This is a genomic window from Acidimicrobium ferrooxidans DSM 10331 (assembly GCF_000023265.1).
GTDB classification, from domain to species: Bacteria; Actinomycetota; Acidimicrobiia; order Acidimicrobiales; family Acidimicrobiaceae; genus Acidimicrobium; species Acidimicrobium ferrooxidans.
In genome coordinates this window covers 998,128-1,012,718 of record NC_013124.1, presented here as the reverse complement: position 1 = coordinate 1,012,718, position 14,591 = coordinate 998,128, and the positions used below count along the sequence as shown (strand labels likewise).

Genomic DNA, 14,591 nt, shown 5'->3' with positions numbered 1-14,591 from the left:
TCCCGTGGCGGGCATGGTCGTCATGGGGAGCGCATCGGTAGCCGAAGAACGAGATCGGCCGTCAACTGCCTCCTCGCGTTGGTCGGTACCTGTCGTCTGGGGTGTCCCAAGCCCACCTGCGTCGTCGAGGTATCGCGACCGCGGGTTGGACCGGGGCCAGCGCCGCTGTGCACGTTGGTGGGCTGCCCCAGCTGGCGGGCAAGATGGACTCGATCCCGCCGTCGGCGACGCCGACGACAATGCGCTCGCCCAGACGACGATCGACCTGGAGACGGCCGAGTGCGTACGGCCCGGCTCATCGATCGACATGGAACCCCTGACGAGCCTCGCGGGCCCCGGGCGAGTCACCTTGGACCAGGTGCACTGCGACACCCCGACGAGGCTCCTGCGATGGCTGAGCGCCGTCCACCGCTCGAGGTCGAGCAGAGGTACGCAGGCTGGCGGGCCCCTGGCCGATCACGCATTATCAGTGTGCGCGCGGAGACCGGAGTTGCTCCCACCATCGCCGTCACGACACGTGTCCGACCCAGACCGTATGCTTCCGTCGTGACCGAGTCTGTCGGGCAAATCATTGCGGTGGGACGTGCATATGACCCACAATGATGGCGCACTCATCGAAGGCCAGATTCCGATCCCGCCAGCCTTCTGGCTTTGGGCCAAGACCTCGAGAGCACCCACGGAGCCTCCGACCTACCGCTGGCACCCCCTCGCGGCGCACCTCGTCGACGCCGCCCTCGTTGCACAGCAGCTGTGGGCCGGGTGGCTCTCACCATCGACGAAGCGCTGGCTCGGCGAACCCCTCGGCGGTGAGGACCACGCTCGAGCATTGTTTGCCCTCCTCGCCGGGTGTCACGACCTCGGCAAGGCCACACCCGCTTTCCAAATCCAGGTCGACTGGCTGCACCCGCAACTCCGCGACGCCGGCCTCGCCGTGGACAAGCCGCTCCCCCAGCGCTCGAAGGCACCTCACGCACTCGCCTCGGCGGCCACGGTGCAGCCGCTGCTCGCAGCTCGCGGCTGGAGCGAACCCGCTATCCGCGGAGTTGCAGCGATCCTCGGTGGTCACCACGGTTGGTTCCCTCCTCTGGGCTATGAGCGAGAACCGATCAAGCGCCCCGAACTCTATGGTCTGGCGGGACGACCTCTCGGCGGTGCCGGAGACCCCTGGAGTGCCGCGCGCGAGCGCCTGTTCGACCTCGTCGTCGAGGTCGCCGGTGCGCAGCAGGTACTCGGCCTCGCAGGCACAACCGAACTCGGCAGTGCGCGGCGACTCGCACTCGCAGGGTTCGTCATCCTCGCGGACTGGATCGCGAGCAACGAGCAGCTCTTCCCCTACCTCTGCCTCCCCTATGACGACGCCTACCTCCACGCAGCTCAGCAGCGCGCCGCCGAGGCGCTCGTGCAACTCGGATGGCACGGAGTCGCCAACCTCGGAGCCGTGGTCGGCGCGCCCGCCTTCGAGCATCGTTTCGGCTTCTCGCCGAACGCCCTACAGCGCCAGACGCTCGAGGCCGTCGAGCAAGGCGACGGGGGCCTAGTTCTTATCGAGGCGCCGATGGGCATGGGTAAGACCGAAGCCGCCCTCGCTGCGGCCGAGGTCTTGGCCACTCGCCAAGGTCACGGCGGAGCCTTCATCGGCCTGCCAACACAAGCCACGAGCAACCAGATGTTCCACCGCACCAGGCGCTGGTTGGAGCAGCTTGGGCCCGGCACCTTTGTGCTCGAACTTGCCCACGGCCGCGCACAGCAGGTGCCAGCGTTCCGTGACCTCCTTGAGAACGGCGCTCCGTCCGCGGTCGATGTCGACGAAGGCGACATCGCACGCGTCACGGCCGAAGCATGGTTCACCGGTCCCAAACGCCGCCTGCTCGCCCCCTTCGTCGTGGGCACGATCGATCAGATCCTGCTCGGAACCGCCAAGGTCCGCCACGTGGCCTTGCGACACGTCGGTCTCGCCGGAAAAGTGGTCATCCTCGACGAGGTCCATGCCTACGACGCCTACATGTCGGTCTTCCTCCGCCGTGTCCTCGAGTGGCTCGGCGCGGAGCGGATTCCGGTGATTCTCCTCTCCGCAACGCTCCCTCCTGCCGTGCGCGCACGTCTCATCGAGGCGTATGCGGGACACTCGACACCACTCGGGCTCGTGGGCTATCCCTCGATCACAACTGTCTCGACCGACGGCCACGTCACCACGACTCCAGTTGCTACGGACGCATCATCGGTTACGGTGCGCCTCGAGCACCTTGACGAGGACCCTGAGGACGAATCCTCGATGCCGCTACTGGAGATGGTCGCCCAAATGGCAGAGGCCGGGGCGAACATCCTCGTCATCCGCAACACCGTGGCAAGGGCGCAACGCACCTACCGCGCCGTCGCTGAGCGGCGACCCATGGGCACAGTACACCTGCTGCACGCTCGATTCACCACAGCTGATCGACTGAGGAAGGAGTCCTGGCTCGCGGAGCACTTCGGCCGCGGTGGCACACGCCTCTCAGGGCAGGTTGTCGTTGGCACACAGGTGCTCGAACAATCGCTCGACATCGATTTCGACGTACTCGCGACCGACCTCGCGCCGGTCGACCTCGTCCTCCAGCGAATCGGCAGGGTCCATCGCCACCGCGGCACGCGACGCCCCGTCGGCTTCACAGAGCCTCGTGTCATCGTGACAGGGTTCACGCGCTCGCCAACCGGACCACCCGCGTTTCCTTCGGGCTCGGTGCGAGTGTACGGAGAGCACCTGTTGCTTCGAACGGCCGCCCTGCTGCTCGCTCGGGACTCGCTGACGCTCCCCGATGACGTCCCCTCCCTGGTGGCGGCCGTCTATGGGGACGACGACGTCATCGCTCCAGCCTGGCATGATCATGGCGCTCGGGTCGCCGTCGAATGGCAATCGGAGCAACACGAACGAGAACGACGGGCGGAGCAGTTCGTCATCTCGGACCCGACGAGGGCGGGGTATCTCCTGGAACTTGAACGTATCCGTCTTGGCGACCCTGAAGACGACGATGATCCTCGTGTCCAAGCGGCGGTGCGCGACAGCGTCCCGAGCATCGAGGTTGCGATCGCGTGTGTCGGCCCCTCGCCGAACATCGCGCGCTTCGGGACGACCGAGGTCAGTCTCGAGCATCCTCCGACGCCCGATGACGTCGAGGCGGTCCTCGGCTCGGTGGTCCGGCTGCCTAGTTACCTCACGGAAGCTGCAACCAGTCTCGCCGTGCCGGAGGGTTGGCGTCGTCACCCCTGGCTACGGCGTCAGCGGGTGCTCGTGTTGGGACTTGACGGTGAATGCTCGCTCGGGTATTATCGCATTCGATATACTGACGTAGAGGGATTGGAGGTGGTGAGCGGTGGAGCCTGAGATGCACTTTGACCTCTCCTCCGAGCCGTGGCTGCCCGTACGGTTCAGAGACGGTCGGCGAAGCGAGGTGAGTCTTCGAGACATATTCGTGCTCGCCCATACGATCGTTGGCTTCGACGTCGACTTCCCGACCCTGGAGCCGGCCTTGCTTCGACTCGTGCTCGCCCTCGCCTACCGCATCTTGCGAGGCCCGAAGGATGACGCCGAGTGGGGTCGCCTCTGGGAGGCTGACCGGTTTTCGGAGGACGCCATCGACGATTACTTCGCCCGTTGGCGCCATCGCTTCGACCTGTTCTCGAAGGAGTTCCCGTTCTTTCAGGTCGCCGACCTCGAGCCAGCAGGCAAGGGCGGCGTCAAGACCGCCAACAGTCTGGTGGCCTACGCGCCATCAGGCAACAACGTGCCCGTCTTCACGCCCATCACCGACCGCACGGAGCTGGCACTGAGCCCCGCCGAGGCAGCACGCTGGCTCGTGGAGCGCCATGCCTTCGGCTCGGCATCCGACAAGACTGGGGCCAAGGGGAATCCGAAGGTCAAGGGCGGCAAGGACACCCCCGCGATCGGCTACCTCGCTTGGATCGGGTTCGTCGCGCCCGTCGGGCAGACACTGCGCGAGACACTCCTCCTCAACCTCGTCCCGTGGCAGTATCGCAATCTCATCCGTGGAGGCGAGGACGACGTGCCCGCATGGGAACGTGACCCGCTGGGGCCGACACGGGTGATGCGCGCGCCCGACGGTGTGTGCGACCTGTTCACCTGGCAAGGTCGGCGGATTCGCCTCTTCCCGGAGCGCCGCGGCGATGCTATCGTCGTCCCGCGGGTACTCATCTGCGCTGGCGATGAGGTTGATCGTCGCGCCGCGCGAGACGTCGATCCTCACGTCGGATGGCGGATGGAGAGCAGGCGTGGTGCAGAGGTCAGCTATGTGCCACTGCGGGCGCGCCCGGGCCAGCAGGTGTGGCGGGGCCTGAGCAGCGTGCTCGCGCTCGGCGCTGAGGAACAGCGCGCAGGCGTCCTGTCCTTCGTCGAGGGTCTGCAATCGCGGGGGATCGCCCTCGTGTCCCTCCTCGTCACTTCCGCAAAGTTCGGGAACATGTCGACCACCCTCGACGACCTGGCCTACGACCGACTCGACACTCCTCTTGCCGTACTGAACCAGGAGGATCCCGCAGCAGCCACCGTCGCAATCGACGCAGTCACCTTCGCAGCGCACGCTGCCCAAGCACTCGGCTACGTCGCCGAAGCTCGCTACCTCTCCTACGACCTCTCCTTCCACGAGGAATCAAAGCGACACCGGGTGCCCGAAGGGAAGGCAGCGCTCGCCAAGGCGGCACGGTCGGCGCTCGCCGAGGAGCTCTACGGTCGGCTCGACGCGCCCTATCGCCACTTCCTGACGGGACTCGCGAACATCGACGACCTCGAGCGCCCTCGGGCTGAGTGGGCTGCCCTCGTCGAGGCCGTCGCTCGGGATCTCGCGAGCCGGGAGCTAGCGCAGCTCGCCCCGGCGCAGGCCTTCGCGGGTGTCGCTGGCGAGGACCGCTTCCGACGAATGCTCGCACGGGCTCGCAACGAGTTCAGTCCATCGGATAGCCCAGAGAAGGGAGCTGCATGACCACAACTTCGTCGACCTCGACGAACGACACACTGTTCCGTCAGGTACGTGACATGATCGCCCGAGACCCGGGAGCGCTCGCGACGCTTCGCCGCAACGTCGGCCGGAGCTTTGACGAGTCCCCTGACTCTTGGCCGTACGTCCTCATGGTGACGGGACGCTCGCGCTGGCGTGAGCCGGCTGCGCACCTCGCGCTCGGTCTCTTCGCGTTGCACCACCAATCGAAGACGCCTGGCGCCCTCGACAAGGAAGGCTCGACCTTCGGGCTCGCAACTCGGAGATTGCGAACCTCTCGCGGCGATAGCGGCGCATCCGAGCAAGGGATAGAACGGCGCTTCCGGAGCGCGCTCGCGAGCGAGACCATCGACGCCCTCGGCGTTCACCTTCGGGGACTGGTCACGCTCATGCGCGGTGCGGACGTGTCCCTCGACTATCCCCGGCTCTACCAAGATCTCAGTACCTGGCTCCTGCCCGAGAAACTACAGAGAGTCAGCCTGAGATGGGCACGAGACTACTACGCGCTCGACCCTGACCAGCAATCACCCGCCGAACAGAAGGAGGAACCATGAACCATCCCACCCGCGCAGTCATCGACGTGCACGTCCTGCAAACGTTGCCGCCCTCATGTCTGAACCGCGACGACACCAACGCACCAAAGACCGCGCTCTATGGCGGTGCTCGTCGAGCTCGGGTGTCGTCACAGTCGTGGAAGCGCGCGACGAGGCGCTACTTCAATGAGAACCTCGCAACCATCGGCACCGACTGGCTGCGCAGCCGCGGGGGCGGAATTCGCACGCGTAAGCTTGCCGGCCTCCTCCACGAGCGAGTCCAGGCCCGCGTGCGCGATCTCGATGTGCGCGAGGACGACGTCGCACGACTCGTCAACCTCGCCGCGGGAGCGCTGCTCGGCCTCAAGGAGGAGAAGCTCAAGAAGCGCGCCCAGGAGACCCAACCTGCAGATCTCGAATACGCGTTGTTCGTCTCCGAGAGTGCAATCGATGCGGCGGTGGGAGAGCTGGAACGCTCCCTCCGTGCCGGCGATGACCTCGACCTCGACGTTCTGACGACCGCGATGGGCAGGGATCTCTCCCTCGATGTCGCTCTGTTCGGCAGGATGATCGCTGACACCCCGAATCTCAACGTCGACGCCGCGTGCCAGGTCGCGCATGCCATCTCGACCCATCGCGTCACCTCCGAGTTCGACTTTTACACCACCGTCGACGACCTGGCAGGCGACGACGAGACCGGCGCGGCCATGATGGGGTTCATCGAGTTCAATTCCGCGACCGTCTATCGCTTCGCCACCGTGAGCCTTGGACGACTGGCAGACAACCTGGGGGATCCCGACGCGGTACCGACGGGCGTGCGCGCCTTTATCGAAGCGTTTGCCAAGAGCCTGCCAACGGGACACCAGAACACGTTTGCAGCATTGACGGTGCCCGACTTGGTGTTTGTGTCCATGCGAGGCGACCAGCCGGTCAGTCTGGTCGGGGCCTTCGAGGCACCAGTCGAGAGCGATCGTGGGTACGTCCACGCATCTGCCGAGCGCTTGGCGACCTACGCCGACGACATCGACGGACTCTATGGCGTGCCTCGCCTGAACGGCTGGGCGAGCTATGTCCCGAAGCTGGAGCAGGCGGTCGCGACTCACCTCGGCGACTCCATCGCCTTTCCCCAGCTCCTCGACGCCGTCGAGGCCGCAACCGCGGAGCACATGGCATCATGAGCGTGCTCGCACTGCGCCTTGGAGGACCATTGCAGGCCTGGGGCAGCAGCCAGCGTCTCGACCACTACCGACGAACGGAGCGTTTCCCAACTAAGTCAGGGGTCATCGGGCTGCTCGCAGCCGCCCTGGGGCGTCCTCGGTCCGCAGCTCTCGACGATCTCGGCGCGCTGCGCTTCGCCGTGCGCATCGATCGACCAGGTGAAGTCTTGCGAGACTTCCACACACTGTCGAGTCTGTTCGACGACAAGAAGCGGTTCGCGCCCGGCGAGGGGAGACTGCCGACTGCATCGGGCGGCTATCGCTCTGCCGCTACGAGCACGCAAGTCACCGAACGGTTCTACCTCGCCGACGCCTGCTTCGTCGCTGGGCTCGAAGGCGACGCCGCGCAGCTCCAAGAGCTCGACGACGCACTCAGGACTCCGGTGTTTCCCCTGTACCTCGGGCGACGCTCCTGCCCCCCGGACAAGCCGCTGCGGCTCGGCGTCTACGACGGCGGGCTCATCGACGTGCTGGCAAGCATCCCGTGGCAGGCCAACGACCCCGCGCAGTCCGCGACGTCGATACGGTGTGAACTCGTCGTCGAGAATCCCGCCGGCGATGTCGAGCTTGCGGACCAGGCACGAAGCTTCGACCCACTCACGCGCTCCTACACGCGCCGCCGGGTCAGTCATCACTACGTCGAGGTGACCATCGGCCACGGCCACGAATCGGCTCGCTCGACCCATGACCCGATGGCCCTGCTCGAGGAGGGCGATTGAGATGTTCCTCACTCGGCTCTACATCGACCCACAGAAGCAGGCTGCTCTCAGCGTTCTGCGGAACCCGCAGCGCATGCACGCGATCATCGCCCAAGCGACGTCGGCCAGTGTGCCGCAGGAGGCGAATTCGATTGGCCGAACGCTCTGGCGCGTCGACGGCGACGACCCTCGGGTCCCGATTCTCTACGTGGTGAGCGCAGTCCAGCCGCAGTTCGCCCACTTCGCGGCGAGCGTAGGGCAAGTCGTCCGAGGCACGGACTACGACACGAAGCCCTACGGGCCCCTCCTCGATCGACTCGAGACAGGCCAGGTCTACGCCTTCCGGCTCGCAGCCAATGCGGTGCGGAGCGGTCGGAGTTCGTCCGGATCCGCAGACACGAAGCGCCACGGCCACGTCACCATCACACAGCAGCTCGGCTGGCTCCTTGCGCGGTCCGAGCAGCACGGTTTCACGATCCGTACCGGTTCGACAGGCGAACCAGACGTGGCGGTGACAGGCGGTCGCCGGATGGTGTTCCGCAGGCAAGGCCAACGAGTGACCATCGCGTTGACCGAGTTCATGGGCCATCTCGAGGTTCTCGACCGGGAGCTCCTTCGGCGCAGCTTGGTCACCGGCATAGGCCACGCACGCGCCTATGGTTGCGGCCTGCTCACGCTTGCTGCACCAGCGAGACCCCGATGACTGAAGGCCGTGTCCCACTCAGTGGAGAGCGCGTCGGGATAGGCGAACTCCAGCCGGTCTCACGACGATCCTCGTTCGTCTACCTCGAGCACTGCGTCGTCCATCGGGATGCGAATGCAGTCGTGTCGGTAACAGAGTCCGGCACGACCTACCTGCCTGCAGCAGCGGTCGGCACGCTCCTCCTCGGTCCCGGAACGCGCATCACCCATCAAGCCATGCTGCTCCTGGGAGAATCCGGGGTCGTGGTGTGCTGGGTGGGCGAAGGTGATACTCGTCTGTACGCCTGGGCACCGTCGCTGTTCCAGTCTACGCGCTTCCTCGAGGCGCAAGCTCGTCTCGTCTCGAATCGGCAAGATCGACTCCGGGTCGCGCGCCAGATGTATCAGATGCGCTTTCCCGGCGAGGACGTGAGCAAGGCCACTATGCAGCGGCTCCGAGGCATGGAGGGCGCGCGCATCCGTCGCACGTATCGTCACCTTGCCAGCGCCTTTGGGATCGACTGGCATGGTCGGCACTACGACCCCAACAACTCGTCCGCGGGCGATGATGTCAATCGCGCGCTCTCCATCGCGAACAGCGTGCTCTACGGCGTGGTCCATACGGCGATCGTTGCACTCGGCTGTAGTCCCGGCCTGGGCTTCGTCCACACTGGCCACTCGCTGTCGTTCGTCTACGACGTCGCCGACCTCTACAAGGTAGAACTGGCGATACCGGTGGCCTTCGAGGCAGCCGCCCAGCGAACGGGAAGTCTGTCGAGTCAGGTCCGACGAACGATGCGGGAACGGATTCACGAGGCACATCTCCTCGAACGAGCCGTCGACGACATTCGTCTCTTGCTTGGTACGCCAGATGCCGACCTTGGGGGCGAACCCGGTCTCGTTCTCTTCGACGATCGCATCGGCGAGGTCCCAGCGGGCACCGACTACAGCTCCGACGTATGACGGTTCTCGTGCTTACCGCTGTCCCCGTTGGGCTCCGTGGCCACATCACCAGGTGGCTGCTCGAAATCGCTCCTGGGGTCTTCGTGGGAACCGTGACCGCCCGCGTTCGTGACCTCATGTGGCAACGAGTCAACGAGCACCTGGGAGAAGGCGGCCGAGCGGTCATGGTCTACCCCGCTCGCAACGAACAGGGCCTTGCCTTCAAAGTCGTAGGCGGCACATGGGAGCCCGTGGACTTTGAGGGACTTACACTTATTCGCAAGCCCAGCCGGTAAACATCCATGTGGTGAAGTGTGCTCCCCGCGCAGGCGGGGGTGATCCGGTGGCAGAAGTGACTACCTACACAGACGACATGTGCTCCCCGCGCAGGCGGGGGTGATCCGGGATGACTGGTAAGTACGGGCCGCACACGGAAGTGCTCCCCGCGCAGGCGGGGGTGATCCTCGAACCGGGCCGACGTTGGTCATGTGGGTTGGGTGCTCCCCGCGCAGGCGGGGGTGATCCGCGGAGACTCCTCGAGCTCTTCCCGAGTGAGACGTGCTCCCCGCGCAGGCGGGGGTGATCCTTCGGGATACTCTCCGATCTTCGGGACTATCGGGTGCTCCCCGCGCAGGCGGGGGTGATCCCATGGCCAACGCACTGCGACAGCAACGGGAGCAGTGCTCCCCGCGCAGGCGGGGGTGATCCCTGGGTCAGGTACGGGCCAGTGAAGGCAATGTAGTGCTCCCCGCGCAGGCGGGGGTGATCCGGCGGTATCCATCATCAGAGAGTCTCAGGCTGAGTGCTCCCCGCGCAGGCGGGGGTGATCCGGAGGCAGTGGATGGTGAAGTAGTCAAGATTCCGTGCTCCCCGCGCAGGCGGGGGTGATCCGCTTGGCCTCGCGGGTGGGGGGCACGCGGTTGAGTGCTCCCCGCGCAGGCGGGGGTGATCCCTCGGACAAGCTCAGCTTCTCGGGCGACTGGGGGTGCTCCCCGCGCAGGCGGGGGTGATCCCCTCGTGCCTGGTGACGACCCGCAACGCGAGCTGTGCTCCCCGCGCAGGCGGGGGTGATCCCCCTTGCTCGGAGCACATGCACCTCGACAACTCGTGCTCCCCGCGCAGGCGGGGGTGATCCTCACCACGCCGAAGAAGGACAGAATCACGACGGGTGCTCCCCGCGCAGGCGGGGGTGATCCGAGTCGCCTCAGGTAGTCGATCTGTCAACTGACGTGCTCCCCGCGCAGGCGGGGGTGATCCTCCGACTCAGTACGCATTCTGAAGCTGAACTTGGTGCTCCCCGCGCAGGCGGGGGTGATCCTCTGAAGAGCATGAGAGCAGTCATCGATAGCAGGTGCTCCCCGCGCAGGCGGGGGTGATCCTGCTCATCCGCAGTACCCCCTCGACGCTATGGTGTGCTCCCCGCGCAGGCGGGGGTGATCCCTGAACGCCGACGACGCGCAGGTCGCCACGGCAGTGCTCCCCGCGCAGGCGGGGGTGATCCGTCGATGCGCGGATCAGCACTGGTCTGCATCAAGTGCTCCCCGCGCAGGCGGGGGTGATCCGCCAGCCAGAGCTCGTCCGGGTCATCAACGCGAGTGCTCCCCGCGCAGGCGGGGGTGATCCTGCTTCCCGGTTGGATCGTGATCGGTAACGGCGGTGCTCCCCGCGCAGGCGGGGGTGATCCCCAGTGGGCTGCGTTGCCCCGGGCAACGAACGGGTGCTCCCCGCGCAGGCGGGGGTGATCCCCAGCGCCCTCAGCGATGAGCACGGCCCCTACCGTGCTCCCCGCGCAGGCGGGGGTGATCCGTGGGGACGAGAGGACGAAGAGGGAGGAGCGAGGTGCTCCCCGCGCAGGCGGGGGTGATCCGACGATTGTGGAGAACCTCGGGGTCAACGAGGTGTGCTCCCCGCGCAGGCGGGGGTGATCCCGATCCGGTCGATGGCTACGGGATCGGCGGGCAGTGCTCCCCGCGCAGGCGGGGGTGATCCTTTTTCCCCCAGTGCCCCTGAGCTGGGACTTCGGTGCTCCCCGCGCAGGCGGGGGTGATCCTACTTGGCGGGGAACACGATCACGAGTTCAGCAGTGCTCCCCGCGCAGGCGGGGGTGATCCGACTTGGCGGGTCGTGGTGAGGCCGGTGAGGCCGTGCTCCCCGCGCAGGCGGGGGTGATCCACGCTTGGTCGACAGCTCCCCATGGCTTATCGCAGTGCTCCCCGCGCAGGCGGGGGTGATCCTCCTGAGCATCACCACATACCATGTGACGTTAGGTGCTCCCCGCGCAGGCGGGGGTGATCCGTTGCAGGTCGGCTCGTCGCTCGTGCTGTTCGAGTGCTCCCCGCGCAGGCGGGGGTGATCCGATATACAAGGCAACCAGAGAGGTCGCCGACGGGTGCTCCCCGCGCAGGCGGGGGTGATCCCGGGGTCTCCTCAAGACTGACCACTGAGTAGCCGTGCTCCCCGCGCAGGCGGGGGTGATCCGAGGTCCGCGATCCGGTCGAGAGCGTCACCCTCGTGCTCCCCGCGCAGGCGGGGGTGATCCCTCGCATTGGGGTACCTCACCCGCCACCCTCAAGTGCTCCCCGCGCAGGCGGGGGTGATCCGGTCGTCTGTCCGGCGATCTGGAGGTCCCACGTGTGCTCCCCGCGCAGGCGGGGGTGATCCCCCGATCCTCGACGCCCTCCGCGCTGGCGACCCGTGCTCCCCGCGCAGGCGGGGGTGATCCTGGTATCTGTGTGCTGCACATGGTGGTCAAGTAGTGCTCCCCGCGCAGGCGGGGGTGATCCGTGGCCTTCCCCCCTCCAGGTTGACACCTGCTATAGGAGGAAGGGATGAGCCAGACACCGAACCCACCACCGGGCGACGGCCCCGCTGGACGACGACGCGGCCGCTACCCGAGCCAGTTCCGCAAGGACGCGGCAGCGTTGGTTCTCGACCAGCGCCGCACCATCGCTGACGTCGCCCGTGAGCTTGGCATCAACGAGCAGACCCTTGGTAACTGGGTCCGTCAGGAACGCATCGACCGAGGTGAGCGAGAGGGCCTGACGAGCGCCGAGCGCGAGGAGCTGACACGGCTGCGCCGCCAGGTCAAGCAGCTCACCGTGGAACGCGAGCTGCTCAAGCGAGCGATGGCCTTCTGGGTGAAGGAGGGGGGACAGTGAGCCGCTACCACTGGATCTCCCGCCAGGAGGCCAAGGGCTTCTCTGTAGCGGCAGCAGCACGATGGCCTTCCCCCCTCCAGGTTGACACCTGCTATAGGAGGAAGGGATGAGCCAGACACCGAACCCACCACCGGGCGACGGCCCCGCTGGACGACGACGCGGCCGCTACCCGAGCCAGTTCCGCAAGGACGCGGCAGCGTTGGTTCTCGACCAGCGCCGCACCATCGCTGACGTCGCCCGTGAGCTTGGCATCAACGAGCAGACCCTTGGTAACTGGGTCCGTCAGGAACGCATCGACCGAGGTGAGCGAGAGGGCCTGACGAGCGCCGAGCGCGAGGAGCTGACACGGCTGCGCCGCCAGGTCAAGCAGCTCACCGTGGAACGCGAGCTGCTCAAGCGAGCGATGGCCTTCTGGGTGAAGGAGGGGGGACAGTGAGCCGCTACCACTGGATCTCCCGCCAGGAGGCCAAGGGCTTCTCTGTAGCGGCAGCAGCACGAGTCATCGGGGTCTCTCGCCAGGCCTACTACGCCTGGCGACACCGTCGGGACCGAGGCGAGGATCCCGAGCACCTGGTGCTCGCGAGCGAGCTTCGCGCCATCTGGCACGAGAGCGACGGCACCTACGGCAGCCCCCGCATCACCCACGAGCTGCGACGGCGCGGGTTCTGCGTGAACCACAAGCGGGTGGAACGCCTGATGCGCGAGCTCGAGATGGCAGCGGGCCCACGCCGGCGCTTCGTAGTCACGACGAGGCGGGGAGAGGACGCAGCGCTCCCGGACCTCGTCCGTCAGGACTTCGCTCCTGGTGAGCCGAAGCGCAGGTATGTGAGCGACATCACCTACGTCCGCACCGATGAGGGGTTCTGCTATCTCGCCACGGTGGCAGATCTTGGCTCGAGGCGCATCGTGGGCTGGTCACTTGGGCGTCACATGCCCGATGACCTGGTGGTCGAGGCGATCCGCGAAGCACTCGGGACTCGGGGCAGCCTGGCTGGGGCGATCTTTCACAGCGATCGCGGCAGCCAGTACCTCTCCCGGAAGGTACGGAGCCTGCTCGCGACCCTTGGCATTCGCCAGTCGGTGGGGAGGGTCGCGACCTGCTACGACAACGCCGTGGCCGAGTCCTTCTTCGGGAGCTTGAAGCGCGAGCTGGTGGCTCGCTACCGCTTCGCGAACCTCTCAGGGGCTCGCTCTGCCATCGCTAGCTGGATTCACCGTTACAACACGGTCCGCCTGCACTCAAGCCTCGGGTACCTACCGCCCGTCGAGTACGAGCTCTCCTGGGCCTGCCGGGAGGTGGCCGTGGCCTAAATTCAGACTGTCAAGCAAATGGGGGGAAGCCCACGAGTCATCGGGGTCTCTCGCCAGGCCTACTACGCCTGGCGACACCGTCGGGACCGAGGCGAGGATCCCGAGCACCTGGTGCTCGCGAGCGAGCTTCGCGCCATCTGGCACGAGAGCGACGGCACCTACGGCAGCCCCCGCATCACCCACGAGCTGCGACGGCGCGGGTTCTGCGTGAACCACAAGCGGGTGGAACGCCTGATGCGCGAGCTCGAGATGGCAGCGGGCCCACGCCGGCGCTTCGTAGTCACGACGAGGCGGGGAGAGGACGCAGCGCTCCCGGACCTCGTCCGTCAGGACTTCGCTCCTGGTGAGCCGAAGCGCAGGTATGTGAGCGACATCACCTACGTCCGCACCGATGAGGGGTTCTGCTATCTCGCCACGGTGGCAGATCTTGGCTCGAGGCGCATCGTGGGCTGGTCACTTGGGCGTCACATGCCCGATGACCTGGTGGTCGAGGCGATCCGCGAAGCACTCGGGACTCGGGGCAGCCTGGCTGGGGCGATCTTTCACAGCGATCGCGGCAGCCAGTACCTCTCCCGGAAGGTACGGAGCCTGCTCGCGACCCTTGGCATTCGCCAGTCGGTGGGGAGGGTCGCGACCTGCTACGACAACGCCGTGGCCGAGTCCTTCTTCGGGAGCTTGAAGCGCGAGCTGGTGGCTCGCTACCGCTTCGCGAACCTCTCAGGGGCTCGCTCTGCCATCGCTAGCTGGATTCACCGTTACAACACGGTCCGCCTGCACTCAAGCCTCGGGTACCTACCGCCCGTCGAGTACGAGCTCTCCTGGGCCTGCCGGGAGGTGGCCGTGGCCTAAATTCAGACTGTCAAGCAAATGGGGGGAAGCCCACCGGTCGTCTGTCCGGCGATCTGGAGGTCCCACGTGTGCTCCCCGCGCAGGCGGGGGTGATCCCCCGATCCTCGACGCCCTCCGCGCTGGCGACCCGTGCTCCCCGCGCAGGCGGGGGTGATCCTGGTATCTGTGTGCTGCACATGGTGGTCAAGTAGTGCTCCCCGCGCAGGCGGGGGTGATC

General features: G+C 66.5%; 12 protein-coding genes and 2 CRISPR repeat arrays (1 of these 14 running past the window's edge). All 12 genes read left to right on the top strand.

Annotated elements, in window-relative coordinates:
• Positions 1-589 precede the first annotated feature (589 nt).
• The 12 genes from AFER_RS05080 (at position 590) to AFER_RS05025 (ending at position 14,374) form a co-directional block, all read left to right on the top strand.
• A complete protein-coding gene (locus AFER_RS05080; RefSeq protein WP_015798414.1) occupies positions 590-3,358 on the top strand; it encodes a CRISPR-associated helicase/endonuclease Cas3 in 2,769 nt (922 codons plus the stop codon).
• A 1-nt stretch (position 3,359) separates the two neighbouring features.
• Positions 3,360-4,970, top strand: a complete 1,611-nt coding sequence (gene casA / locus AFER_RS05075; RefSeq protein WP_041661705.1) for a type I-E CRISPR-associated protein Cse1/CasA — start codon at positions 3,360-3,362, stop codon at positions 4,968-4,970.
• Positions 4,967-5,539: a type I-E CRISPR-associated protein Cse2/CasB gene (gene casB, locus AFER_RS10970; protein ID WP_015798412.1), complete on the top strand. Its 573-nt coding sequence runs from the start codon at positions 4,967-4,969 to the stop codon at positions 5,537-5,539. Before casA ends, casB begins: the two co-directional genes overlap by 4 nt.
• Positions 5,536-6,696: a type I-E CRISPR-associated protein Cas7/Cse4/CasC gene (cas7e, locus tag AFER_RS05065; protein WP_015798411.1), complete on the top strand. Its 1,161-nt coding sequence runs from the start codon at positions 5,536-5,538 to the stop codon at positions 6,694-6,696. Before casB ends, cas7e begins: the two co-directional genes overlap by 4 nt.
• Positions 6,693-7,454: a type I-E CRISPR-associated protein Cas5/CasD gene (gene cas5e, locus AFER_RS05060; RefSeq protein ID WP_015798410.1), complete on the top strand. Its 762-nt coding sequence runs from the start codon at positions 6,693-6,695 to the stop codon at positions 7,452-7,454. Before cas7e ends, cas5e begins: the two co-directional genes overlap by 4 nt.
• Before the next feature lies 1 nt (position 7,455).
• Positions 7,456-8,136, top strand: coding sequence for a type I-E CRISPR-associated protein Cas6/Cse3/CasE (gene cas6e / locus AFER_RS05055; protein WP_015798409.1), 681 nt, complete (start codon positions 7,456-7,458; stop codon positions 8,134-8,136).
• Positions 8,133-9,077 (top strand): type I-E CRISPR-associated endonuclease Cas1e, encoded by a 945-nt coding sequence (gene cas1e / locus AFER_RS05050; protein WP_015798408.1) that lies wholly within the window; start codon positions 8,133-8,135, stop codon positions 9,075-9,077. The genes cas6e and cas1e overlap by 4 nt, the downstream gene beginning before the upstream one ends.
• Positions 9,074-9,352, top strand: a complete 279-nt coding sequence (cas2e, locus tag AFER_RS12905; RefSeq protein WP_015798407.1) for a type I-E CRISPR-associated endoribonuclease Cas2e — start codon at positions 9,074-9,076, stop codon at positions 9,350-9,352. The genes cas1e and cas2e overlap by 4 nt, the downstream gene beginning before the upstream one ends.
• An 18-nt stretch (positions 9,353-9,370) precedes the next feature.
• A CRISPR array of direct repeats spans positions 9,371-11,839; the repeat unit is 28 nt; unit sequence GTGCTCCCCGCGCAGGCGGGGGTGATCC.
• Positions 11,840-11,884: 45 nt separating this feature from the next.
• Positions 11,885-12,214, top strand: coding sequence for a transposase (locus AFER_RS05040; protein ID WP_015797627.1), 330 nt, complete (start codon positions 11,885-11,887; stop codon positions 12,212-12,214).
• A gap of 106 nt (positions 12,215-12,320) precedes the next feature.
• Positions 12,321-12,650 (top strand): transposase, encoded by a 330-nt coding sequence (locus tag AFER_RS05035; RefSeq protein ID WP_015797627.1) that lies wholly within the window; start codon positions 12,321-12,323, stop codon positions 12,648-12,650.
• Entirely contained in the window at positions 12,647-13,525 is an 879-nt protein-coding gene (locus tag AFER_RS05030) for an IS3 family transposase (protein ID WP_015797628.1), read from the top strand. Before AFER_RS05035 ends, AFER_RS05030 begins: the two co-directional genes overlap by 4 nt.
• A gap of 18 nt (positions 13,526-13,543) precedes the next feature.
• Complete coding sequence (locus tag AFER_RS05025) at positions 13,544-14,374, top strand: IS3 family transposase (RefSeq protein ID WP_015798406.1); 831 nt, start codon at positions 13,544-13,546, stop codon at positions 14,372-14,374.
• Positions 14,375-14,442: 68 nt separating this feature from the next.
• Positions 14,443-14,591: a CRISPR direct-repeat array (repeat unit 28 nt; unit sequence GTGCTCCCCGCGCAGGCGGGGGTGATCC); it runs 1,527 nt beyond the window's last position.

Excerpts from the sequence above, each read along its gene's own strand:
- AFER_RS05080 (WP_015798414.1), top strand. The coding sequence starts at position 590 with ATGACCCACAATGATGGCGCACTCATCGAAGGCCAGATTCCGATCCCG.
- casA (WP_041661705.1), top strand. The coding sequence starts at position 3,360 with ATGCACTTTGACCTCTCCTCCGAGCCGTGGCTGCCCGTACGGTTCAGA.
- casB (WP_015798412.1), top strand. The coding sequence starts at position 4,967 with ATGACCACAACTTCGTCGACCTCGACGAACGACACACTGTTCCGTCAG.
- cas7e (WP_015798411.1), top strand. The coding sequence starts at position 5,536 with ATGAACCATCCCACCCGCGCAGTCATCGACGTGCACGTCCTGCAAACG.
- cas5e (WP_015798410.1), top strand. The coding sequence starts at position 6,693 with ATGAGCGTGCTCGCACTGCGCCTTGGAGGACCATTGCAGGCCTGGGGC.
- cas6e (WP_015798409.1), top strand. The coding sequence starts at position 7,456 with ATGTTCCTCACTCGGCTCTACATCGACCCACAGAAGCAGGCTGCTCTC.
- cas1e (WP_015798408.1), top strand. The coding sequence starts at position 8,133 with ATGACTGAAGGCCGTGTCCCACTCAGTGGAGAGCGCGTCGGGATAGGC.
- cas2e (WP_015798407.1), top strand. The coding sequence starts at position 9,074 with ATGACGGTTCTCGTGCTTACCGCTGTCCCCGTTGGGCTCCGTGGCCAC.
- AFER_RS05040 (WP_015797627.1), top strand. The coding sequence starts at position 11,885 with ATGAGCCAGACACCGAACCCACCACCGGGCGACGGCCCCGCTGGACGA.
- AFER_RS05035 (WP_015797627.1), top strand. The coding sequence starts at position 12,321 with ATGAGCCAGACACCGAACCCACCACCGGGCGACGGCCCCGCTGGACGA.
- AFER_RS05025 (WP_015798406.1), top strand. The coding sequence starts at position 13,544 with ATGGGGGGAAGCCCACGAGTCATCGGGGTCTCTCGCCAGGCCTACTAC.